Source organism: Planktothrix serta PCC 8927, assembly GCF_900010725.2.
In the GTDB taxonomy this organism is placed as follows: domain Bacteria; phylum Cyanobacteriota; class Cyanobacteriia; order Cyanobacteriales; family Microcoleaceae; genus Planktothrix; species Planktothrix serta.
Genome location: NZ_LR734869.1, coordinates 169,575 through 193,018 on the forward strand (window position 1 = coordinate 169,575; position 23,444 = coordinate 193,018).

13 protein-coding genes are annotated in these 23,444 nt (G+C 39.2%); 6 read left to right on the forward strand and 7 right to left on the reverse strand.

Annotated elements, in window-relative coordinates; all coding sequences use genetic code 11:
* Positions 1 to 184 precede the first annotated feature (184 nt).
* Positions 185 to 4,537 (reverse strand): Calx-beta domain-containing protein, encoded by a 4,353-nt coding sequence (locus PL8927_RS11615; RefSeq protein ID WP_083621454.1) that lies wholly within the window; start codon positions 4,535 to 4,537, stop codon positions 185 to 187.
* Between the two features lie 413 nt (positions 4,538 to 4,950).
* Here PL8927_RS11615 and PL8927_RS11620 point away from each other — a divergent pair, with 413 nt between their 5' ends.
* Positions 4,951 to 5,142 (forward strand): hypothetical protein, encoded by a 192-nt coding sequence (locus PL8927_RS11620; RefSeq protein WP_156093183.1) that lies wholly within the window; start codon positions 4,951 to 4,953, stop codon positions 5,140 to 5,142.
* Positions 5,143 to 5,213: 71 nt separating this feature from the next.
* Here PL8927_RS11620 and PL8927_RS11625 read toward each other — a convergent pair whose 3' ends face one another.
* The 4 genes from PL8927_RS11625 to leuS all read right to left on the reverse strand — a co-directional run bounded on the left by PL8927_RS11625 (position 5,214) and on the right by leuS (position 11,947).
* Positions 5,214 to 6,167, reverse strand: a complete 954-nt coding sequence (locus PL8927_RS11625; RefSeq protein ID WP_083621459.1) for a GDSL-type esterase/lipase family protein — start codon at positions 6,165 to 6,167, stop codon at positions 5,214 to 5,216.
* A gap of 195 nt (positions 6,168 to 6,362) precedes the next feature.
* Positions 6,363 to 7,565 (reverse strand): ferredoxin--NADP reductase, encoded by a 1,203-nt coding sequence (gene petH, locus PL8927_RS11630; RefSeq protein ID WP_083621461.1) that lies wholly within the window; start codon positions 7,563 to 7,565, stop codon positions 6,363 to 6,365.
* A 305-nt stretch (positions 7,566 to 7,870) separates the two neighbouring features.
* Positions 7,871 to 8,884, reverse strand: coding sequence for a tetratricopeptide repeat protein (locus PL8927_RS11635; protein WP_083621463.1), 1,014 nt, complete (start codon positions 8,882 to 8,884; stop codon positions 7,871 to 7,873).
* A gap of 495 nt (positions 8,885 to 9,379) precedes the next feature.
* On the reverse strand, positions 9,380 to 11,947 hold the full coding sequence (gene leuS / locus PL8927_RS11640; RefSeq protein WP_083621976.1) for a leucine--tRNA ligase: 2,568 nt from the start codon (positions 11,945 to 11,947) through the stop codon (positions 9,380 to 9,382).
* A 219-nt stretch (positions 11,948 to 12,166) separates the two neighbouring features.
* Between leuS and PL8927_RS11645 the strand changes: the two genes are divergently transcribed.
* From PL8927_RS11645 to PL8927_RS11655, 3 genes are all read left to right on the forward strand, one after another.
* On the forward strand, positions 12,167 to 12,457 hold the full coding sequence (locus PL8927_RS11645; RefSeq protein ID WP_083621466.1) for a hypothetical protein: 291 nt from the start codon (positions 12,167 to 12,169) through the stop codon (positions 12,455 to 12,457).
* Positions 12,454 to 12,858 (forward strand): type II toxin-antitoxin system tRNA(fMet)-specific endonuclease VapC, encoded by a 405-nt coding sequence (vapC, locus tag PL8927_RS11650; protein ID WP_083621469.1) that lies wholly within the window; start codon positions 12,454 to 12,456, stop codon positions 12,856 to 12,858. The genes PL8927_RS11645 and vapC overlap by 4 nt, the downstream gene beginning before the upstream one ends.
* A gap of 115 nt (positions 12,859 to 12,973) precedes the next feature.
* The gene (locus tag PL8927_RS11655) at positions 12,974 to 13,549 is read left to right on the forward strand and encodes a DUF924 family protein (protein ID WP_083621472.1); all 576 of its coding nucleotides are present in this window, start codon (positions 12,974 to 12,976) and stop codon (positions 13,547 to 13,549) included.
* Positions 13,550 to 13,690: 141 nt separating this feature from the next.
* Here PL8927_RS11655 and PL8927_RS11660 read toward each other — a convergent pair whose 3' ends face one another.
* The gene (locus PL8927_RS11660; RefSeq protein ID WP_083621474.1) at positions 13,691 to 14,695 is read right to left on the reverse strand and encodes a phosphoribulokinase; all 1,005 of its coding nucleotides are present in this window, start codon (positions 14,693 to 14,695) and stop codon (positions 13,691 to 13,693) included.
* A gap of 567 nt (positions 14,696 to 15,262) precedes the next feature.
* Positions 15,263 to 17,788, reverse strand: coding sequence for a GAF domain-containing protein (locus tag PL8927_RS11665; protein WP_083621477.1), 2,526 nt, complete (start codon positions 17,786 to 17,788; stop codon positions 15,263 to 15,265).
* Between the two features lie 228 nt (positions 17,789 to 18,016).
* On the opposite strand from PL8927_RS11665, the gene PL8927_RS11670 reads away from it, so the two are divergent.
* Complete coding sequence (locus PL8927_RS11670; protein ID WP_231505989.1) at positions 18,017 to 19,927, forward strand: AAA-like domain-containing protein; 1,911 nt, start codon at positions 18,017 to 18,019, stop codon at positions 19,925 to 19,927.
* A gap of 41 nt (positions 19,928 to 19,968) precedes the next feature.
* Complete coding sequence (locus tag PL8927_RS11675) at positions 19,969 to 23,442, forward strand: GAF domain-containing protein (protein ID WP_083621483.1); 3,474 nt, start codon at positions 19,969 to 19,971, stop codon at positions 23,440 to 23,442.
* The last annotated feature ends 2 nt before the right edge of the window (positions 23,443 to 23,444 follow it).

A 23,444-nucleotide genomic window follows, 5' to 3' on the forward strand; every position in this document is an offset into this window, starting at 1 on the left:
TAAATCTCTTTTTTAATCATACACTAACTTAGAATAAAAAGCCTAACTAGAAGTTAGGGGCTTTAAACCCAAATTTTTGGTAACCAGTTATCAGTTTTTAATTACGAATTACGAATTACGAATTAAGAGTTAAGAGTTAAGAGTTAAGAACAATTCGTAATTCGTAATTTCCAATTCGTAATTATTAAATCACTTGAGATTCAAAGGCTCCAATATCAATGATGTTGTTAACAATCCGGGTAAAGTTTGCCCCCCGTTGGTCAAATAGTCCGGGATCAGTATAGGGGATAGCAAAGCTATTATTTCCGGCATTAATCGCAAGGCTAGTGCTGGCTAAGGCGAGAGTCGGTGTGGTTCCACCATTATTTTGTAAAGGACTGAGTAACGGATCAATCGGGGTCGTGCTACTGCCAACAATATCATTTTTAACCCCATTGACTAAGCCTTCCCCTCCAGTTCCGTCTCCAATTAAGTTGTTACCCCCACTGTTGAAAGCAAACTCAATAGATGCCCCCACATCGGGATCAAGAGGAGCCGTATTACTGGCAATGATAGTGTTTTTGAGGTTACTGACCCCGCCAATATTTCGGACACCGCCACTATTGTTGGTGGCTTGGTTGAAACCTACCGTGCTATTAGTTATCGTCAACTCCGCTACAGAGTTAAACACCCCGCCCCCGATATTAGCTGTATTGTTAGCAATGGTACTATTAACAACTTGGACTTGACCATCAATCACAATTATTCCACCGCCATTGCTGCCTGTGTTATTGCTGATTGTGCTGTTTTCAATGATCAGTTTACCGGAGTTGGCGATCGCACCCCCATTATTCGCTTGGTTTCCGTCTAGCCAACTATCGATCACCTGAACATTACTGGTTGATGAACTAATATTAATCGCACCGCCTCGGCTGCCTGTAGTCGTGCTAGAACTACTGGGTATAGTTCCCGCCGGGAAGCCGTTGGTTAGTTTCAATCCCTCAAAGGTGACGTTGCCTCCATTGACGTTAAAAATGTTATAGTCCCCTCCGGTATCCCGACGAATCGTAAGTTGATCGGCTCCTGGGCCATCGAAGATGATATCGCTGTTGATGCCGGGTAAGGCACTGGTGAGGTTAATCACCCCAGAGGAAGCTTGATCAGCAAAGGTAATCGTATCTTCTCCAAGTAAGGAATGAGCATTGAGAATCGCTTGACGTAAAGATCCTTCCACTAAAGCATAATCTTCTGGGGCTTGACTCTGGGTATCACCGAGTTGAGTAACGGCGGTATCATTAGCTTCAATCGTAACCGTTGCCGTATTTTCTTCAGGACTAATTTTGTAATCCCCTTCTGCCAAAACCAAAGTCAAGGATTCATCGGCTTCTGCGGGAATATCATCAATCGGAGTCAGGATAATATCAATGCTGGCTTGATCATTGGGAAGGGTAAAGACGGCGGTAGAATCATTATTAATCGTCAGGGCTTGCCCCGTTGATGTCGTGAGGGTGTAGTCATTGGCAGTAATTTTATCGGATTCTAGGGTAAGGTTGATGGGTAAATCCCCATAAGTATCCGGTGCGCGACTAATCCGATAAACTCCGTTCTTGGGCTGTTCGTTTTCGACTTTAGTAGTTGTGGGTTCGGTGGCTGTAGCTTCTACAGTCGTTAAGCTTAGGGTGGCTTTGTCATCGTCTTCAATCGTGACAACGGTTGTGGGGTTGTCGCTTCCGACCTGTCCATTCTTGTCAAAATTAGCAAAGGAGAGTTGCAGGGTGCGGTCAGGTTGAACCCGAACATTACCAGTAATTTCAATAGGAACGTTTGCCTTGCTTTGGTTGGGGGCAAAAGTCAGTGATACTGGCCCAGCTTTGAAGTCCGTACCCGATACCGCAGTCCCACTGGTCAACACCACATCAACGCGGGACTGTTGACTAATATCCCCTGAACGAGACACTTCAACCTGATTAAACTGACTAGAGGTATCCCCCTCCTCAACCTCATAGTTGGTCTGCACAAAATTATAGGTGGGTGGGGAATCATCATCGGCGATGGTGAGAATCGCTTCCGGTGCGGTTGTTCCGGTTTGTCCCTCGTTGTCAAAGTTAGAAAATGAGAGAGAGATGGCTTCGCTGGATTCGGATACTTCGTCTCCTTTAATTGTAACTTGTAGAGTTTTGCTGGTTTCTCCCGGTTGAAATTGTAGGGGGATTTGAGCGGGGGTATAGTCTTCTTGAGGGGTAGCTCCGTTTGGGGAGCCTGCATTTAAGCCAACCGTAACGGATGAGGCAATATCAACTTTTCCAGAACGAATCACCGTGATTTCACTGAAGGTAATGTCGGCATTATTTTCCCGCACCTCATAAACATTAGTCGTGAAATCATAAGTGGGGACATTATCATCATCAATCACCAGTAAATCCGCAGTGGGATGGAGATTGCCCACTAAACTACCAAGAGGAGCACTCAGGGATAAATTAATCGTTTTGTTTTGGTCAGAAGCCAAATCCCCTGTAATCGTAATTGGAACAGTTTGGGTGATTTCTCCAGCCTTAAAATTAACCGTGATCGGCCCTGGGGCAAAGTCTACATTGGGGACGGCGTTAACTCCAGTCAAGTTGACATTGACGGAGGAGTCTACATTAATATCCCCAGAACGATTAACTTCAACAACTTGAGTCACATTGGTTGAGTTACCTTCGAGGGTTTGGAAGAATTTGCCAGTGAAGTCATAGGTAGTGGGGCCATCATCGTCGTTAATATTGAGGAGGGCTTGGGGGTTGAGGGTTCCGGCTTGTCCACTGGGTTGAAAGTTGTCTGGATCAAATGACAACACAATCACCTCTGAGGGTTCAATGGTATCATCCCCAATCATCGGAATTTCAAAGCTCTTTTGAGTCTCGCCTTCAGCAAAATCCAGGGTGATTTCCGTCGGTTCCACGTCAACGCCTGGTGTTCCGCCGTTTTCTAAAGCTGGAGTCAGGAGAATTTTGATACTGGATGCCAGGTCTGTGTCAAAACTGCGGTCAATGGTAATAGTGGCTTTCTGAGGAATTCCTGGATCGCCTTCAAAAACAGAATATTCAGCCTGACTAAAATTATAAACAGGAGGCGAGGGTGGGAGATCTTCGCTGGTGATGACTCCAAGGGCGGTCAATTGTTGGGGGTTGGCCGTGTACAGAAAACCGGATTCAGCCAAAGTCAGATCAATAGTTTTTCCGGCTTCTTCAAATTTATCATCATCAATGGGAACAACTGTCACTGTTGCGGTTGTAGCGTTTGCGGCAAAGGAAACACTGCCTTGGGTATCAGTAAAGGTGTTATCCCCCGTGACCGTATAGTTTTCTCCAAGTTTAGCCGTACCCCCAACGCTGAAGTTGACGGTTATCGGCAAGTCTAGGGAACCTCCCTGACGAGTGAAGGTATAAACTAAGCCTTCTCCGGTGTTTTCGGGAACTTCACCCGGAGACAGGGACAGACTAATCTGGGAGGGAGAAGGAGGAAGGGGGATGATGATCGCGGTTTCCTCTTTTGGGGGGAAATTTCCCGATGAACTAATGTCGTTATCTTGTAGGGTGAGGGAAACTTCTTGGGATTCTCCGAGGGTTGCTCCTCCTGTGGGGTTAGATAGAATTAGCCCAAAGCTTTCATTGGGTTCAGTTTGTTGATCATCAATAACGGTCAGAGGAATAGGGACTATTTTGAAGGTTTCGTAGGGTTGAAATACGACTTCAACGGCTTCTAAATTGACATCACTGGCGGTGGCAGTATCGGGTTGTAATTCCAGTTCTGCACTAACGGTATTGAAGGGGGAACCCGCCCGTTGAACATTGACGAATAGGGCTGGTGTTTCGCCTTCTTGAACTTGTAGGGGACTGGTATTCGTAAACTCAATAATAGGCGTAAGGCTTTCAATCGATTGGGTAAAGTTAGCTTGATTATTCAGGCTTGTAGCTTGGGTTTCTTGAACAATAATAAGTTGTTGATTGCTTAATGTATCTTCGATAACGGTGTCGTTTCCGACTTGAACGAACCGCAAATCAGCAAATTTTAATTCATTAGTTAATCCAATTAAATCGACTCCAATCCGAAAGTCAGTAATACTATCAACTAAGCCATCGAGCAGTTCTCGACCGATCACAAATACATCCGAACCCCCGCCTCCAGTCAGTTCATTGTCTCCACTTCCGGTGTAGAGAAGATCGTTTCCTTTATCCCCAAATAGTTGATCGTCTCCACTACTGTCAAATAGGGTATCGTTGCCCTGTCCGCCATAGAGGAGATCTTCACCTTCGCCACCATTGAGTTGATCGTCCCCAGCATTGCCATAAACAACGTCATCTCCTGATTCTCCTTCGAGGGTATCGTTCCCTATATCCCCAAACAGCAGATCATTGCCTGTACCTCCAGAAAGCAAATCTGGATCTTGACCCCCGTTCAGGGTATCGTTTTCCCCTAATCCTTGTAAGGTGTCGTTTCCAGCAAATCCTAGGATTTCATCGGGTTCGGGTGTCCCGGTTAGGAAATCATTACTTGCAGTACCCATAAGTTGTGTCATATCCAAAAACCTAAATTTTATGTTGGTGATTGATTGAAAACAGGAACAGGGTTAAATCTCACTTTTTCTGTATTAATTAATACAAAGCAACAGATTGACCCTAATCCGGTGCATTCTCTCCCTAAGTTAGTCAGTCGTATACAGAATTTTTAGCGGACATAGAAATATCGTTAACACTAGGTAGCTTACCCAACAGTTCTGTTTTTGTTAACAAATCTCAACGCTGAAATTACTGATCTTTAATCGTTGAGGCGAATTTTATCTGCCTAGATTTGTAACAGACTGTAAAGATTACCCCCCAACGATTAAACTTCGTTACAAGATCGTTCATTCGGACAAAGGGTATGATACCTTCTACCCATAACGATCAAACACTGTTCTGAATGAAGGGAGAAAAACCAGTGAAGTTAGAGATGGGATACTCAACGGCTTCTAATAATCAAGATCAAGGCGTCGGTGCTTATGTGGCAGACTTACAACTGCACATGACGTTACAAGCTCGTAACTTAGTTCCCAACCTGACTCAAGCTCGTGATTCTCGTGAGCAACTGCTACAGCAAACCCAGGCCGACTTAGAAAAATTCATTTCTCGGCAAACGCTATAGTTCAGTTTGGCCATCAACCCTGAGCACCCATGAAGGGAAACAGGAGCTATCTTTTTCTTCAATCCCTAATTTCAAATCAATTGAGGGATTTCGATAACATCATTGATCAAGAGCATCTCTGATGTCAGGTTGTTTCGGATTGCTATTAAATCGCAATAATCGAAATCGTCTCGTCCTAATGTTTTTAGGGCAATTTTTTCTAGGGTATCTCCGGGTTGAACTTTATAGGACACCCAATTATAGGATTGTCCATCTAAGGGAAATCCCGATGATTTTTGTAACCATTTTTGATAATTATCATCTCGATTGTTAGTTAAACGAGATTCGGTTTGTTTGAGGGCAAATTGCCAAACTTTGTAACCCTCTAAGCTAAGGTGTAAGCCATCTGTTGTCAATTCCGAACGGATATTTCCCGGAGTATTGGTAAACCGTTGATGAAAATCTAAATATAGGCTTCCTTGGTTTTGGACTTGTTGCGCCAAATTTTGATTCAGTTCTCGAATTAAAGAATTTTGAATTGAAAAAGTTAGGGTTTTTGTGGGTAACTGAGTCGGAAAAACAGATTGAACTAAAATTTGAGTATCAGGATAATGTTGTTGGATATAATTCAAAATTTTTTGATAATTTTTTAATATCTCTACAATGGGAACTTTATTTTTTAAATCATTAATTCCCGCTAAAATATAAATATTATTAGGATTATTTTTAGCAAAAATATCCAGACGTTTTAAAATTCCGCTTGTCGTATCCCCTGAAATCCCTTGATTTAACCATAATGTTCCCGATGGTAATAAACTATTAGGAAACCACATACTTAGGGAATCTCCTAATAAAATATTCAGAGGAGATGAATCAGATTTTTTAGCAATTTTATATTGAATTAAATCAGATTCTTGCTTTAATATATCCAGCCAATCTTGATAATTTGGTTGATCAATTTCAGATTCTAAATGAGTATAAATTTGATTTTTATACAGAGCAAAAAGTCGCTTTTGGTACATTTCAATGCCAGTTTTTGGAATCATAAAAATTAAGCCTAATTTAACTACAAAGACACAAATAAGTTGTAAACACTAACCTGATCATTGCTATTGTAAATAATAAAAGCGAGGAATGAAATAATCCCTCGCACTGAAATAGATTAAAAGGAGTTTTCTTGACTCAGGTTACTCATTAATCATGGATTCATCAAGACATTTTATAAAAATATCTTGACGGGTTTAGTAAGTTTCAACGTGCCAACGATGTCCTTTCTTGAGTTGTTTTTGATAGTTACTCCAGTTGACATCAAATTTACCCGCAGCCGCTGACATTCCTTCATCAATACCGCCTTCCATACCTTTCAAACCACAAATATAAGTATGGGTATTCTCTTTCTGAACTAACTCCCACAGTTGATCGGCATTTTCTTTAATCCGATCTTGAATATACATTCTGCCACCTTCGGGATTTTGCTGTTCACGACTAATGGCATAAGTTAAGCGGAAGTTATCAGGAAATTCCCGTTGTAACTGTTCCAAATCTTCCTTATACAGAATATTGGCAGTGTAGGGAATTCCAAAGAATAACCAAGCTAACCCTCGGAATTTATAGTCTTCATGTTGTTCTTTAAACATCCGCCACAGGAAAGCCCGGAAAGGTGCAATTCCTGTACCCGTTGCCATCATCACCACAGTGGCTTCTTCGTCATCAGGGAGTAACATTTCCTTACCCACAGGCCCAGTGATGGCAACATCGGCCCCCACTTCTAAATTGCACAGATGGGTAGAACAAACACCATAGACAGTTTCCCCGGTTTCAGGATGTTTGTATTCCAGTTGGCGAACACATAAGGAAACAGTCTGATCATCGAGTTTGTCACCATGACGAGTTGAGGCAATAGAATATAGCCTTAACTTATGGGGTTTACCTTTGTTATCGTTTCCCGGAGGAACAATCCCAATACTTTGACCTTCGAGATAGCGTAAATCTCCACCAGAAATGTCAAAGGTGACGTGACGGACTGTACCTAGACCCCCTTCAGCCACCAATTCATAGTTCTCGATACATTTCCCCATATAGGGATTGTTGGGACGGTAGATATTAACGGGAATCTCCGTTTTAGCCTTGGCGTGAGTCATGGGCTTAGTTTTTTCTTCAGATGGTTGACTCTGCTGTCCATTGCTGGAAGCCACGGTCGTTGCATCTTGAGGTTCACCTGCGGGGCGAATATTAACAATTTTTCCTCCCAATCGAGCAATCCGACGCATTTCTTGATTCATGCGGTCATAAGGCACGGTGATGTACACAATGCCACTGCGACGAATTGGAAAGTTAAGTTTGTCTGTATTTTCCCCTTGTCGCAGTCCCTCTACTTCAAAGATAAAGACACGGCTGTTTGCTCCTGTCTTTGTTGCAACACCAGTTCCACTCTTGAGATACATTCGTTTCTTCTCCCTTAGAATACCGAAGCTCTTAACTAACAAAATGTGACAAATACATCACTTTAGGTTTTTTTAACCTGCGATGGACAAAAACAGTCAAACATCCCCATCCCCTTTCACGCTGGCCTAGGGGGTGTTACTGTTGTCAATTTGCACTTTGCACTATTTTACAACCTAGTGTTCATCGGCTAATCCCAATTGAGAAGAGGTTAGGAGAGCAGGAAGTGGGAACCGAGGCAGAAAAAATTATCGAATTGGTACGAACGGAAAGAACGAGTAGGCTATTCTGAAACATCTTCCCTGTTTTACTCATTGAGAAATTCAGCTTCACAAATTGTGGATTCTCGTTGTTCTAAATCTTCTGTATCCCATAATCCATTAAAAAATGTAGTATAAAAATATTCTCCACCCTGTTGAACGTCAATTTTAGGAGAATTTTTAGGATATTGAGTAGGATCTGAAATTCCCCGTTGTGCTTGATAATAAATATAGGTATCTGAGTTAACGCACATAACATGATAAAAGTCTTTATTCGCGCCAGGTTCATCTCCTAATTTATAACGGGCTAAACCTCGGTTTAAATAGGCTTTAATAAAGTTAGGATCAATATTCAAAACTTGATCAAAATCATCAATTGCAGCTTGATATTCTTTTAAACTATGGTAAACACAGCCCCGATTATAATAGGCATAAACATTGTAGGGATCAATTTGTAAAGCTCGATTATAATCTCGAATTGCTCGATCATTATTTCCTAATTGATGATGACATAATCCTCGATTAATATAAGCTTTAACATAATTAAATTCTAATTCCGTAGCTTTATTAAAATCATCTAAAGCTTTTTCTTTGATTCCTAACAAATAGAAAGCTCGACCTCGATTATAATAGGTTTTATGATTATCGGGATTCAGGGATAAAGCTTGATTATAATGGGTAATGGCGTCTTGATAATTTCCTGATTGAGCGATCGCCAATCCCAAATTATTATAAACCGCATCACTTTTAGGATTAAAAGATAGAGCTATTTTAAAATCCTGAATAGCTTTATCATATTTTCCCAAATGTCTCCAAGCATTGCCGCGATTCAGATAAGCATCGGGTAATTTCGGTTCTATTTGTAAAGCTTTTGTTAAATCATTAACCGCTTGTTGATACTCTTTCAAATAATAGTAAACTAGACCCCGATTATTGTAAGCAGTAGCATAATTAGGGTTTAATTGAATCACTTGATCAAAATCCTTCAAAGCACCCCGATAATTTCCTTGGCGTGCTTTTGTTAACCCTTGTTCATAAAATCGCTTACTATTGTTAAACATGGAACTTCCTCTGGGTTGATTAAATGCAGTTAGTTTTTGGAGAAATATTAAACTCTATTAAAGATAGGCAAGCTCTACTAACATTTACTTTGAGTTTTTTAGCTTGATAATCTCATCAGTTGATCAAGAAGCCTACACAAAATTTAAGACCTCCAGACACTTCCTTGTTATAGCATTGCTGTCCATTCCACACTTTCTATGATATAGCAGGGAACAGGGAACAGGGAACAGACAAGAAAAAAGTTCTCTATTTAGGTTTTGCATCAGTCTATGTCCTAACTGCCTTGGCGACTGCTATATCAAATTCAGAATTTAAAAGGAATAAGTTTGGACAAAAGATCTAAACACAGGATCAATTCATAAATTAACCCGATCTAAACTTTGGAAATGTATAACCTCTGAAACTCCAAACCTAATCCTTAATTTATTCTCAATAAAAAACCCCCAAACCGGAAGAGTTTGAGGGAATATTAAAGCGTTTTTTTGATTTTTGAGTTAAGCTACAACGAAATTCACTAATTTTCCAGGGACAACAATTACTTTTTTAATCGTTTTATCCCCAATATGACGTTGACTAACTTCAGAATTTCGGGCATATTCTTCTAAAGTTTGGTGATCTGTCGTCGCCGGGACTTGCAGCGTACCGCGTGTTTTACCATTAATTTGAATCACTAAGGTAATTTCATCAACGACTAACGCTTCTGAGTCATACTTAGGCCAAGTTTGGGTATGAATTGAACCCGTTTTACCAATAATTTGCCATAATTCTTCAGCAATATGAGGAGCAAACGGTGCTAATAATTTCAACAGCGTTTCAATTCCTTCAGAATAAATCGGAGACTCTTTACAATTCGCTTCTGATAAAGCATTACTGAGTTTCATTAACTCTGAAACTGCGGTATTAAATTGATAGTCTCCATCTAAATCCTCACTGACTTCTTTAATCGCAGTATGAATCGCCCGTTTTAAGTCTTTTTCGCCTTTGCTTAATTCCCGATTCTTGGGTTTTGAAGTAGAAATTTCAGCAAATTCTGTGACAATTCTCCAAACGCGATTTAAGAAGCGAAATTGTCCTTCAACATCCGCATCTTCCCATTCTAAATCCTTCTCAGGAGGGGCTTTAAATAGAATAAACATCCGAGCGGTATCTGCCCCATATTTCCCCATGACTTCTAATGGATCAACCCCATTATATTTAGATTTAGACATCTTCTCATAAAAGACTTCTAACTTTTCTCCAGTTGTAGGATCTTGGGGATTACTAGGGCTAACTTGTGAAGGGAAAAAATACTTTCCAGTGGTGCGGTTTTTATAGGTAATTCCCTGCACCATCCCTTGAGTTAATAACTTTTCAAAGGGTTCTTTACAGTGTAATAATCCGCGATCGCGTAACACTTTTGTAAAGAATCGAGAGTACAATAAATGCAAAATGGCGTGTTCAATTCCTCCCACATATTGATCGACTCCCATCCAATCATTTGTAATTACTGGATTGAATACTTGTTGATCATTTTTGGCATCAGGATAACGCAGGTAATACCAAGAGGAATCAATAAAAGTATCCATCGTATCCGTTTCCCGTTTGGCGGGAGTTCCACAACTAGGACAAGGCACGTTAATCCAATCTTCTAATTGGGCTAAAGGAGATAAACCTCGACCGCTAAATTTAACATTTTCAGGCAATTTTACAGGCAAATCTTGATCAGGAACAGCCACCGCCCCACAATTCGGACAATGAATAATCGGAATCGGTGTTCCCCAATATCGTTGACGGGAAATCAACCAATCTCTGAGGCGATATTGAATAATTCCTTTGCCATAACCTTCATCTTCAGCGTAGTCAATAATTGCTTGTTTTGCGTGTTCGGAATGTTCCCCACTAAAATTACAGGATTCAACTAAAATACCTGTCCCCGTATAAGCCGTTTTAATCTGATCATTTTCCTCATTATCGTTATCTGCATCATTGGTAACAATGACTTGCTTGATGGGTAAATCGTATTGAGTTGCGAATTGAAAATCACGGACATCATGGGCAGGAACCCCCATGACCGCGCCTGTTCCATATTCATATAAAACATAATCCGCAATCCAAATCGGAATTTCTTCCTCATTAAAGGGATTAATAACTTTTCCACCTGTAGGAACGCCGCGTTTGGGTTTATCTTCAGAAGTGCGATCCGTGTTACTTTCGGTTTTAACCTCTTGAATAAACGCTTCAACAATCGCTTTTTGTTCGGGCGTTGTTACCTGGGAAACTAAGGGATGTTCCGGGGCTAATACGACATAGGAAACCCCGTAAACCGTATCGGGACGAGTGGTAAAAACAGCAATGTTTTCATCTAACCCAATAATCGGAAATTCTAACTGTGCCCCAATGGATTGTCCGATCCAATTGGCTTGCATTAATTTAACTCGTTCCGGCCATCCGTTTAAATGTTCTAAATCGTTGAGCAATTCGTTAGCATAGTCGGTAATTTTTAAGAACCATTGACGCAATAATTTCTGTTCAACAATGGCTCCAGACCGCCAAGATCGTCCTTCATTATCAACTTGTTCATTAGCAAGAACCGTTTGATCAATTGGGTCCCAATTAACGGCCGCTTCTTTTTGATAAGCCAGTCCACACTGATAGAATTGTAAGAAAATCCACTGTGTCCAACGGTAATATTCCGGGGAACAAGTGGTGACTTCTTTTTCCCAATCAATGGAGAACCCTAATTTTTGCAGTTGTTCCCGCATTTGGGCAATATTTTGATATGTCCATTCAGCCGGAGGAATTCCTCGGTCTATGGCGGCGTTTTCGGCGGGTAGTCCAAAGGCGTCCCATCCCATCGGGTGCAGGACACGATAGCCTTGCATCCGTTTGAGTCGGGCGATCACGTCAGTAATGGTATAATTGCGAACGTGACCCATGTGTAGACTCCCCGACGGATAGGGGAACATGGATAGCGCATAAAATTTGGGCTTGTCTTGATCGGTTGGGGTTTTGTACAAACCCTGTTGGGCCCAGGTTTGTTGCCACTTTTGTTCGAGGGATGCAGGATTATATCGGGACTCCACAGCCATACTTTGTGCCGGATACGTTTTCTTGTTTTCTTTATCATTTTTACATATTGTCGGGTATTGGGTATTGGGTGTTGACCATTGACCGTTGACCGTTGACTTAAAAATCCGTGAAATCCATCTAAATCCGTGATCAAAAATGGTGTGTGCGCTCCGCTTACACACCCTACGGTTTTTTTGGTTTATGATTAATTAAAATAGGGAAGAATTTTAGTTATGTTAATTCAAGAGGAAATGCAAATGCAAACGATACAGTTAAAAACAGTGGTTGGGGAGGATGGAATTTTACAGATTCAGATCCCTCCTGAATTTAAACATAAAAGTTTAGAGGTATTAGTTGTTTTTCAGTTTTCATCAGAACCAGAAACGAATAGAATAGAAAATCATCAAACCTATGATCCCACAGATTGGCATAGGTTTATTCAGAAAACCTATGGTTGTTTAGCAGATGATCCAATTGTAAGGTATCCCCAAGGAGAGTATGAAGTTCGGGAGGAGATTGAATGATTTATTTACTTGATAGCAATTCTTGTATTATTTATCTAAATGGTAGAAATGAAGCTCTTAGGAAAAGGTTAGAGTCAAAACAGCCGTCAGATATTGTCGTTTGTTCTGTTGTGAAGGCAGAGTTATTTTATGGTTCCAGGAAAAGCCGAAACCCTAACCAAAATTTAAACAAGCAACGGGAGTTTTTTCAGCGTTTTATTTCTTTACCGTTTGATGATTATTCGGCTGAAGTATATGGACAAATTCGCGCTCAATTAGAGATTTTAGGAACACCTATTGGCCCTAATGATTTACAGATAGCTGCAATTACTTTAGCTCATGATTTAACATTAGTCACCCATAATATTAATGAATTTCAACGCATAGATGGGTTAAAAATTGAAGATTGGCAGGATAGTTAAAGTTGAGTTGGGTTAAAAACCGTATTAGAGTATATTGGCTAAGGTTGTTTTTTCCGATACCAGGTTATAGAAAGCTAATATTGTTACACTAAATTAGTGATTTTTGAAAATAATTATGGATAAATTTGAAGAAATTTTAAGCTTCTGGTTTGGTCATCCCCATGACCCCGACTATGGAAAACCTAAACCCGCTTGGTTTATCAAAAACTCGACTTTTGATCAAGAAATCAGGACTCGTTTTCTCTCAACCTATGAACTTGCTGCAACAAACCAGCTTGATTTTTGGCAAAATTCACCCTTGAGTTGTTTAGCATTAATTATTACTTTAGATCAATTTCCTCGAAATCTATTTCGAGGAAAAGCCGAAGCCTTTGCGACAGATTCAAAAGCATTAACCCTAGCGAAATATGCTGTTGATCAAAGATATGATCAGCAAATGATCAGGGTACAACGGGCTTTTATTTATCTTCCCTTTGAACATAGTGAAAATTTAGCCGATCAACATCGTTCTGTAGAATTATTTGCCTCATTAAAAGATGATCCTAATACTGCATCAATGTTTGATTATGCGATCGCTCATTTTAATATTATTCAAAAGTTCGGACGCTTCCCTCATCGTAACGCGATTCTCGGTCGTCCCAGCACAGCCGCAGAACTAGAATTCCTGACTCAACCCAACTCGTCGTTTTAATAAAAAGCGAGTTAGTGATGCGCCATTCCTGTACCAGTTGCGTCAGTTTTGATAGTGCTAAATCTAAAATCAAATAAAAAAACGCGAGATCGATTGATCCCACGTTATAGTTGTTTGAGTCAATAGCTAACAGTCCAAAACTTAGACGGTTGCTGCTACTTTTTCGGTAACTCCGACTAAGCGTTCATAAGTTGCCCGCATTTTCAAACCAACTAACACCTGGAATAATCCGCTACCATTATTGGAACCGGGATACTCTTGGTGTTCGCGGAGTAGATGGGTCATTTCCCCATAGTATTTTGTTGACAGGTTGCTTAAGTGTCCTTCGACGTAGATCATTTCATCGAGGTTATCGAATTGACCATCGACTTCGAGGATAGACACTTCATTTCCGTAGTAGTTATCGGGGCCATAATACATTTTTAGACCCGGATAAGAACAGGTGAGTTTGCGTCCGCAAGGTGTCCAGTAAATTGTAGATCCTTGATCAAATAAATAGGCAGGTTCGAGTCCTTCCACACCTTCTTTTTGTACCAGACGCACCCGCAGGATTTTGTGTTCTTTATCTTCAGCCAGCAAGTTTGTAGACAGAATTTGAACCACCACATCCGCATATTGCTTTTGGGGGTCAATATAAGCTTCAAAATCAGGACGACGAGCATTAATTGCCGCCAGAACATCTTCATAACGATGGCCGCGTTCTGCCATGTCGCGCTGAATTTTCCACGAAATTTTAACTTCGTCGCTGATATCAAGATAAACACTAAAATCAAGCAGTGATCTCACCCGTTCGTCATATAACGGATGTAACCCTTCAATCACGATAATATGATTAGGCTCGACCCGTTCAGGAGGATCGAGTTCGCCAGTTTCGTGGTTATAAATGGGTTTATCAATAGATACACCGTTTTTAAGAGCGTTGATTTGCTCATACATTAAATCAAAATTATTAGCTCTAGGATCTAGAGCCGTAATTCCGGTTTCTTTACGTTGCTTTCGATCTAAACAATGATAGTCATCTAAACAGATAACCGTCACAAAATCTTTTCCAAAGATGTCTGTTATCCGACGTAAAAATGTTGATTTTCCGCACCCGGAATCTCCAGCAACGCCAATTAAAACCACGCGATCCGGCTTATTTCCCATCTTCCTCTAACCTAAAAGAAACTGTTGACAATTTAATCATTGAATTTTAAGTATTAAAACTATCACCAACGCCAGCACCGTTGAGTCCTCACCTGATCTGAAGGTAGAGTAAACCTCAACTTATGGTAGTGAACAGACTCCCGACTGACAGAAGGCCTTGCACCCAGGCAAGCTAAGTATTTAATACTAACTTTTGTTTCTGATTTTACCAGAAGGGGATCATCCCCACAAGGCTTAATTTGAATTTGACCCTCCCCCGTCACAGCGTGAGCTTGACGGGGGATTCTTGTTTCACAGAAGAATGCTTTTTGCAGCAAGCTGCAACGAGTCTTACATCCTCTCCACAAGCTTCGATTCCTGTGTGTCCCACAGTATTTGTTGACAATTCTACTAAGGTGAATGCCTTAGCTATAGCCATCCTATTTGAGTTGTGTTCAAAATTTGGGAGCGTGAAGCGAGTTAAGGGAATCCAAAATCGAAGAAATTGTGAGGTTATTCATAATTTGTGCGTTTTTAGAAGCCTTAAGACAAGTGGGACGCTTTAGTAAAAAAGCCGTTTAATTTTGATTATTTTTCTGTTAATGTTTCTACCCCATCCCAATTAGGAGGTAACGGTGTTTTTAACCAATGTTGACAGCGTTGAATATGCAATGTTGCCGCCGAATCTTCAGGAGTTAGAGATAATACGGCTGCAAATTTGCTTAAAGCGGTGGTAAAATCTCGATTCAGATAAGCTTTGCGTCCGGCTGCATAAAGAGCGATCGCTTCAAGTTTATTATCAGGAATAATATCGGATTTTTCCCCCACTAATTCATAGAGCGCAACGGGGTGAATTTTGCCTTTAACTCGCACAATATCCAACTCTCGAACCCTTAATCGATCCCCACAAAGATCATAGGTATTCCCACTAATAATAATATCACAATTATAGCGTTTGGTTGTTCCTTCCAAACGGGAACCAACATTAACATCATCCCCAATGACTGTAAATTCCATCCGTCGAGAATGACCAATATTTCCACTAATCGCATTCCCTGAATGAATCCCAATTCCGATCCGAATCGGGGATTGTTTTTGAGTCATTCTTTGATGATTAAATTCTACCAAAGCTGAACGCATATCTAACGCCGTTTGTACAGCTTTCCAAGCATGATCTTCTAAGGGAATGGGTGAACCAAAAACCCCCATAATCGCATCCCCCATATATTTATCTAGGGTTCCTTTATGTTGAAAAATCGGCTCAACCATGACATTAAAATATTCATTGAGCATCCCCACAACAGCTTCCGCATCCATACTTTCTACTAAGTTAGTATAACCCCGAATATCCGAAAAAAGTACAGAAACTTCTTTGCGATCGCCTCCTAATTTGGCATCCCCACTAGCTAACAATTGTTCCGCTAATTCCTGGGTCATATAGCGATACATTGTACTTTTCAGCCGTTTTTCATCGCTAATATCATCCATCACCACTAACGCCCCATAAATGTTTTTTTGATCCCCAGCATCAGCAATAGAATTAATTGATAAATGGACACTAGACTCTGATTTTTTCCCAGAAACTAAGGTTTGATCAGGGTAAAATTGTTGACGAGATTTTTCATCCTTTCCGGTTAACGCCGTATTAAACCAATAGGGAAAATCAGCCCCTTTCAAGCGCACTAATTCAAAAATAGATTTCCCTTCTAAAGAGTCGGTTTCACTCAACCCTAACAACCGATTTGCGCTGGGATTTGCCGCAATAATTTCCCCTTGGGAATTGGTCGAAATTACACCGTTTGTTAAACTGCGAAGGATATCCCGTTGCATTTGTTCTTGTTGTTGAATTTTGGCATATTGTTGTTTAACAGTTTCAAACAATTTCGCATTTTGAATCGCTACCCCAGCTTGAATATTAAACGCCTCCATAAAATCTTGATCACTGCGATTAAAACTAGCTTTAAAACATTCGGGAGCATTCGGCCAATCTTCGGGATTATAATCAGGAAAATCCCCTTGTTTGCGTTTATTAACTAACTGTGTCACCCCGATTAATTTTCCATCGGCATTAAATACAGGCATACACAATAAACTACAAGTGCGATAACCCGTTGTTTGATCCACATTTTTAGAGGTATTCGCATCAGGATGATTGTATAAATCAAAAGCAATATTAACAGGTTTACCCGTTTGGGCAACTTTTCCCGCAAATCCCTGTCCGACTTGAACTGTAATCGTTTTTAATGTGCCATCCTGTTGTGGAATTTTAGCCCATAAAGCCGTTTCTTCATCGTTTAATAACCAGATGGTACTGCGATCCGCATTCATTAATTTTTTAGCTTCATTCATCACCCGCTTTAGGGTTTCTTCCAGATTTAAACGACTAGAAGCGAGACAACGAGTGGCTTCTAATAAAGCTTCAGCAGCCCGTTGTTTTTGAGTCGCATCATAAAAAGATTGAGAACTTTCAATAATTAACTGAATTAACGGTGAAAACTCAGCAAATAAAACTTCATCATTCACACTAAAGCCAGAAAAATCAATTCTATCTTCCAGTGATAAACCCGAATGACTATCAGGTTTAAGTTTATTTAAAAGTTGTACAACCGCAACTAATTCCCCCTGATCATTTAATAAAGGTAACGTTAACATTGTGTAGGTTCGATACCCAGTTTTTTGATCTAAAGCTTTCGCAGAAGCCGCTTCTGGGTATTCATAAAAATCAAAGGGAATATTAATCTTTTGTTTGGAACGAGCAACTTGACCTGCAATCCCTTGACTAATGGGAAATCTAATCTCTAAAGACCCTTTTCCTTCATCTTTAGCGACTAATGACCAGAGTTCCTTTTGTTCTTCATCAATTAAAAAAACTGTTGTTCGATCTGCTCCTAAAAGTTCCCCTATTTTTAAAGTAATCGCATTCAGCATTTCATTGAGAAAGACTTCAAAACTATGATTACTCACCCGCAACATTGCTAAAGTTTGATATACCGTTTTCAGTTGTTGCTCAACGGATTTCATTTCTACGCGAAAATTTGTGGGTGTCAGAGGTGCAATAAACTCTGAAATGCTCAAGGTTTGTGGAGATAAAGCAACTTGAGTGGAAAGGTTCATAGTTTTGCCCTGATAATAAAAAATAAAGAGGTAAATAGGAACTATAGCTCATCTCTCTAAATCTAGTATATTGACATTTTTAGAAAATAAAAGCCTAATCCTTCATCAAAAAAAATCATAAAATTCAATATTTTTATCACCAGAACACCCTGATTCTTCATAAAATTCATAAAATTCATAAAATTCATGGTATTTTAAAAGAAAAAGGGGAAGCAAGAGGGCCTGATCATGGATGTAGAGGTCTTAGAGCTAATTAAATTTGCTAAACATCTGGTTATCAATCGGACTCAAAATCCTTTGGATCAAGTTCAAGAAGCGATCCTTAGACAAGCACTGCTGGGTTCTAAACTCAAGGAAATTCGGATTACAGGGTATAGTGAAAATACGGTTCAAACGATTTTAGCCCCTAATTTATGGAAACTGCTTTCAGATGCAACGGGGGAAAAAGTAGGGATTAAAACAGTTCGGTTAATTTTACAAGAATTATTTAAAAAACGGGATCAGTTTTATTCCTCTAATTGGGGGTTAGAAAAATCCAATCAAACCGTTAATTTTGAACTAGAATTACCCGGTGGTCAAGTTAATTTATCCTCCCCTTTTTATATTGAACGTCCTCCGATTGAATCTCAAGCCTATGAAGAAATTGTTAAACCCGGAAGTTTAATTCGGATTAAAGCACCGAAACAAATGGGAAAAACCTCTTTAATGGCGAGACTTTTAAACTATGCTCAACGACAAGGTTGTCGTACTGTTGTGGTGAATTTTGAGTTAACCGATAATGAAGTTTTTGCTGATTTGAATCGATTTTTACGGCGTTTTTGTGCAATGGTGGCTGATGATTTACAACTTCCCATGCAACTGAATCAATATTGGGATGAAGAATTAGGCAGTAAAAATAATTGTACAAACTATTTTGCTCGATATTTATTACCCAAATTGGGGCAACCTTTAGTATTAGGATTAGATGCGGTTGACCGAATTTTTCAACATGAAAAAATTGCCGATGATTTCTTTGGTTTACTCCGAGCTTGGCATGAAAAATCTAAACAAATTGAGATTTGGAAAAACCTGCGTTTAGTAATTTCTCACGGAACAGAAGTTTATATTCCTTTAGATATTCATCAATCTCCCTTTAATGTGGGATTAGATGCTAAACTCCCAGAATTGAATGAAGAACAAGTGCAAGAACTCGCTCGTAGACATGGGTTTAAATTAACTGCTTTTGAAATTGAAAAACTAATGGGAATGGTAGGAGGACATCCCCATTTATTACGGGTTGCTTTTTATAAAATGGTGCGGGAAAAAATTAGTTTAAAACAAATCTTAGAAGATGCTCCCAAGGACACCGGAATTTATGCGGATTATTTACGATTACATCTTTGGAATTTAGAAAAATATACTGAATTAGCGCAAGCATTTAGAACCGTTGTGGAATCGGAACAGGCTATTGAGTTAAAATCAAAGTTAGCGTTTGATCTCAATAGTATGGGGTTAGTTTATTTACAAGGAAATCAAGTAGAAATTCGCAAAACCTTATATCGAGAGTATTTTCGAGATCGTTTAAAATCCTCCCTGTTGACGTTTCCTCCCGGAGAAAAACGATTAGAAACCCTAGAACTTATTCCTGAACAAACGAAAAATGTTTTAGCGGCAATTGTGTTTACTGATGTCAAAGATTCAGCGCAAAAACATCATCAAAACCAAGAACCAACCTTAGCCGCTGTTTTTAGAGATTTGAATTTAATTACCCGATTGTGTCAACAATTTGAAGGACAAGTATTAAAATCAGTAGGAGACGGGTTACTAATGTATTTTGTTTCGGTGGTAAAAGCGGTTCAATGCGCTCAAGAAATCCAAAAAACCCTGACAACAGCCGCCACTGAATTACCCTCTGATGCGATTTTAGAGCATCGAATTGGCATTCATCTAGCGGAGGTTTATTTTAATGGTAATGATGTCTATGGAGATGGGGTTAATATTGCAGCACGACTGCAAGTTGAAGCAAATCCTAGGGGAATTTGTATTTCTTCAATCGTTTATGAAGCGGTTAAACGTCATCTGGCTTTAAATATTACCAAGAGTGAATTTAGAGACTTAAAAGGCATCGGTTCCATGAAGGTTTATCAGATTTCAGTTTAATTTAATCGTTGATTTTAAATTGAACATTAGGGAGGTATTTTATGAGCTATGAATATAAAGTTGGCGGCAGTTTACCCCCGGATTCACTGACTTATGTTTGGAGAAAAGCCGATGATGAATTATATCATCAACTCATGGGCGGAATGTTTTGTTATGTGTTAACTTGTCGTCAAATGGGAAAATCGAGTTTGCGGGTTAAAACCATGCGTAAACTCCAAGATCAGGGGTTAGCTTGTGCTTCTATTGATTTAACCGCAATTATTAGTTCTGATTTAACGCGCAAACAATTTTATGCGGATATTATTGATAGTTTGGCGGAAAGTTTTAACCTTTTAGAATCAATTAATAGCTTTAAATTGGGATGTCGAGAGTCAGATTTATCCCCCATGAATCGATTTAATAAATTTATTCATGATATTTTATTAAAACATTCCCTATTAGTTGACAAAAATATTGTGATTTTTATTGATGAAATTGATAGTTTACTGCGCTTACCCGACTTAGCGAATGAGTTTTTAGGATTACTGCGAGCTTGTTATAATAAACGCGCCGAACAGCCGGAATATAATCGCCTAACCTTTGCAATTTTAGGGGTTGCTTCTCCCTATGATTTGATGAAGGATGCTAACTATAATAGTTTACCTTTTGACTGTGGTTATGGGATTGAATTACATGGATTTCAATCCCACGAAGCTCAACCGATTGTGGAAGGATTGAAACTTAAATCAGAACGTCCCCAAGCGTTATTAGATGCGGTTCTCGATTGGACATCAGGACAACCGTTTTTAACCCAAAAGCTGTGTAAATTAATTGTTAAATCCTCCGATCAAATTCCCCTTGGTTTAGAATCGGAATGGGTGGAGAAGTTTGTGCGATCGCACATCATTAATAATTGGGAGCATCAAGACGAACCTGAACATTTAAGAACGATTCGAGATCGGCTACTTCGCCAGAAAAATCGCAGTATTGATCTGTTAAAATTATATCAGAAAATTCGAGAAAAAGGGGAAGTTTTAGCGGATAATAGTGTTGAACAAATGGAACTGCGGTTATCGGGTTTAGTCAGTCAACGAGAAGGAACGTTACAAGTTAGAAATCGGATTTATCAAGAAGTATTTACCTCTAGTTGGTGTCAAAAAGCATTAGGAGAGTTACGCGATGAATTCGCAGTGGTTGAACCCGAATTTATTCAAACCTTAGCCAAACTCAAAGATCAACTGTTAGAAACCCAAATTCGACGAGTTGCTGAAGGAACGAGTTCCGATGAAGTCATTTATGAAGTCTTACGACAAATTACTTTAAAATTAGGAGATTTATTAAAAGCAGATCGCGCTACAATTTACCTGTTAAATGCTGAAAAAACGGAATTGTGGTCTTTAGTCGCTGAAAATCAAAGTAATGAATTTTTAAATATTCAAGTTCCCTTTGGGGAAGGTCTGGCTGGACAAGCCGCAAAAATTAAACAAATTATTAATATTCCTACTAATGTTTATGATGATCCGCGTTCTAGTTTAGTTAAATTAGCAGATCAAAAATATGGCTATCAAACCTATAATGTTTTAGTTTATCCTATTTGTAATCAATCCCAAGAAGTTGTGGCTGTGATTCAATTATTGAATAAATTAAAAGCGGATAATTTTGAATCAGAACCCTTAGCAAAACGGATTAAAAAAGAGGGTTTTAACCGAGATGATGAAGAACAATTAACTCGATTTGCTCCCCATATTCGGCGATTTTTAGAAAGTTGTCAATCCTGTCGTCAAGCCAGTCGCAAATTACAAGCGACTGCTGCTTTAGCAGAAGCCACTCGTTCCTTAGATGGGAGTCAATTAGATACTAAAGAAATCTTACAACGGGTGATGAATGCGGCAAAAAACTTAATGAATGCTGACCGCAGTACCCTCTGGTTAGTTGATGAAGAACAACAGGAATTATGGACAAAAATTAGTCAAATTGATGGTACATTAATTGAAAAACGAATTCATATTAATGAAGGGTTTGCGGGTCAAGTTGCACGAACTAGAGAACCGATTATTATTCCCTTTGATGTCTATCAACATCCTGATTCCCAAACGGCTAAAGAAACCGACCTAGAAACAGGATATCGCACCTGTAGTTTATTGTGTATGCCTGTTTTAAATCCCGATGGGGAATTATTAGGAGTAACTCAATTAGTTAATAAATTAAATCTGGGTAATTATCCCGATTATAATCCCGCCTCTTGGCCGCAAGCACCGCAAAAATTCAAAGCCAGTTTTGATAAAAATGATCGCCAATCTATGCAGGTTTTTAATGAACGAGTCGGGGTAACTTTACAGTATGCAAAAGTTCATGAACGCTTAAAAAAATTAGCCGAATTTCAATCCCAAAAAGTGGTTTATCATACCCTGGCTATGTTAAGTCAAGCGGTAGGAAGTCAGAAAGATGAAGAACTCTATAGCACTTTATATAATATTTTAGAGTTTATGATGCAATCGATTAGTAAATTGCTAACGGTTGCTCAAACGGATATTTTTATTCTTAATAGCGATAAACAGGAATTTTGGTCAATTATTCCAGATGTTAATAATGCTAATAACCTCATCGAAGTTATTATTGAATCTAATGTTAATTTAGCCCAAAAATTGCTTAATACTGGTTCAAGTTTAGTCCTGAACTCGATTTCTAATTTAGATGATCCTTGGTTTAAAATTGGGGTGCGATCTGATTTACGAGAAAATTTACACAATGCTTTATTTTTTCCATTTATTAATTCTGAAGGACACATCATTGCAGTGATTCGTCTCTTAAATAAATTAATTGATGCTCCTAGTTTAAATTCTGATCAAATTAATAACGATGGATTTACCGCCGAAGATGTCGAACAACTCGATAAACGTTCAGAATTTATTATTAAAGTATTAGAGGGATGTCAATCGTTTCATCAAGAAATTAGTACCCTGCAAAAACAACGGGCTACTGATACCTTAAGAGCCGCCATTAATTCTGTTCGTCAAATTGGTTTTGATCCTGAAAGAATTCTGTATACAGTGATAGAATCAGCTAAAAAATTAACCAACGCTGACCGCAGTACCCTCTGGTTAGTGGATGATCATGATTCAGGTAAACTCTGGACAAAAATCCCTAGAATTGATGGCACATTAGAAACCTTTTATATTTATAAAAATGAAGGATTTGCGGGAAAAGTTGCCCAAATGAAAAAACCAATTATGATTCCGTTTGATGTTTATGATCATCCTGAGTCCCAAACCGCCAAAGAAACGGATCAAGAAACGGGTTATCGCACCTGTAGTTTATTGTGTATGCCTATTTTAAGTTTTGATGGGGAATTATTAGGGGTAACTCAACTTGTAAATAAGCGAAAATTAGGAGATTATCCCCCCTATCATCCCAAAGATATTAATGATATTCCTGATTATTTAAAAGTCAGTTTTGATGAACGAGATTTAAGATATATGGAGATTTTCAATAATCAAGTGGGGATTGATTTACCCAATGCGTTGAATAAAAGTTAAGT

What these genes read in the sequence shown, in the direction of transcription:
- PL8927_RS11615 (WP_083621454.1), bottom strand. Translation starts at nt 4,537, where the DNA reads ATGACACAACTTATGGGTACTGCAAGTAATGATTTCCTAACCGGGACA.
- PL8927_RS11620 (WP_156093183.1), top strand. Translation starts at nt 4,951, where the DNA reads ATGGGATACTCAACGGCTTCTAATAATCAAGATCAAGGCGTCGGTGCT.
- PL8927_RS11625 (WP_083621459.1), bottom strand. Translation starts at nt 6,167, where the DNA reads ATGATTCCAAAAACTGGCATTGAAATGTACCAAAAGCGACTTTTTGCT.
- petH (WP_083621461.1), bottom strand. Translation starts at nt 7,565, where the DNA reads ATGTATCTCAAGAGTGGAACTGGTGTTGCAACAAAGACAGGAGCAAAC.
- PL8927_RS11635 (WP_083621463.1), bottom strand. Translation starts at nt 8,884, where the DNA reads ATGTTTAACAATAGTAAGCGATTTTATGAACAAGGGTTAACAAAAGCA.
- PL8927_RS11645 (WP_083621466.1), top strand. Translation starts at nt 12,167, where the DNA reads ATGTTAATTCAAGAGGAAATGCAAATGCAAACGATACAGTTAAAAACA.
- vapC (WP_083621469.1), top strand. Translation starts at nt 12,454, where the DNA reads ATGATTTATTTACTTGATAGCAATTCTTGTATTATTTATCTAAATGGT.
- PL8927_RS11655 (WP_083621472.1), top strand. Translation starts at nt 12,974, where the DNA reads ATGGATAAATTTGAAGAAATTTTAAGCTTCTGGTTTGGTCATCCCCAT.
- PL8927_RS11660 (WP_083621474.1), bottom strand. Translation starts at nt 14,695, where the DNA reads ATGGGAAATAAGCCGGATCGCGTGGTTTTAATTGGCGTTGCTGGAGAT.
- PL8927_RS11665 (WP_083621477.1), bottom strand. Translation starts at nt 17,788, where the DNA reads ATGAACCTTTCCACTCAAGTTGCTTTATCTCCACAAACCTTGAGCATT.
- PL8927_RS11670 (WP_231505989.1), top strand. Translation starts at nt 18,017, where the DNA reads ATGGATGTAGAGGTCTTAGAGCTAATTAAATTTGCTAAACATCTGGTT.
- PL8927_RS11675 (WP_083621483.1), top strand. Translation starts at nt 19,969, where the DNA reads ATGAGCTATGAATATAAAGTTGGCGGCAGTTTACCCCCGGATTCACTG.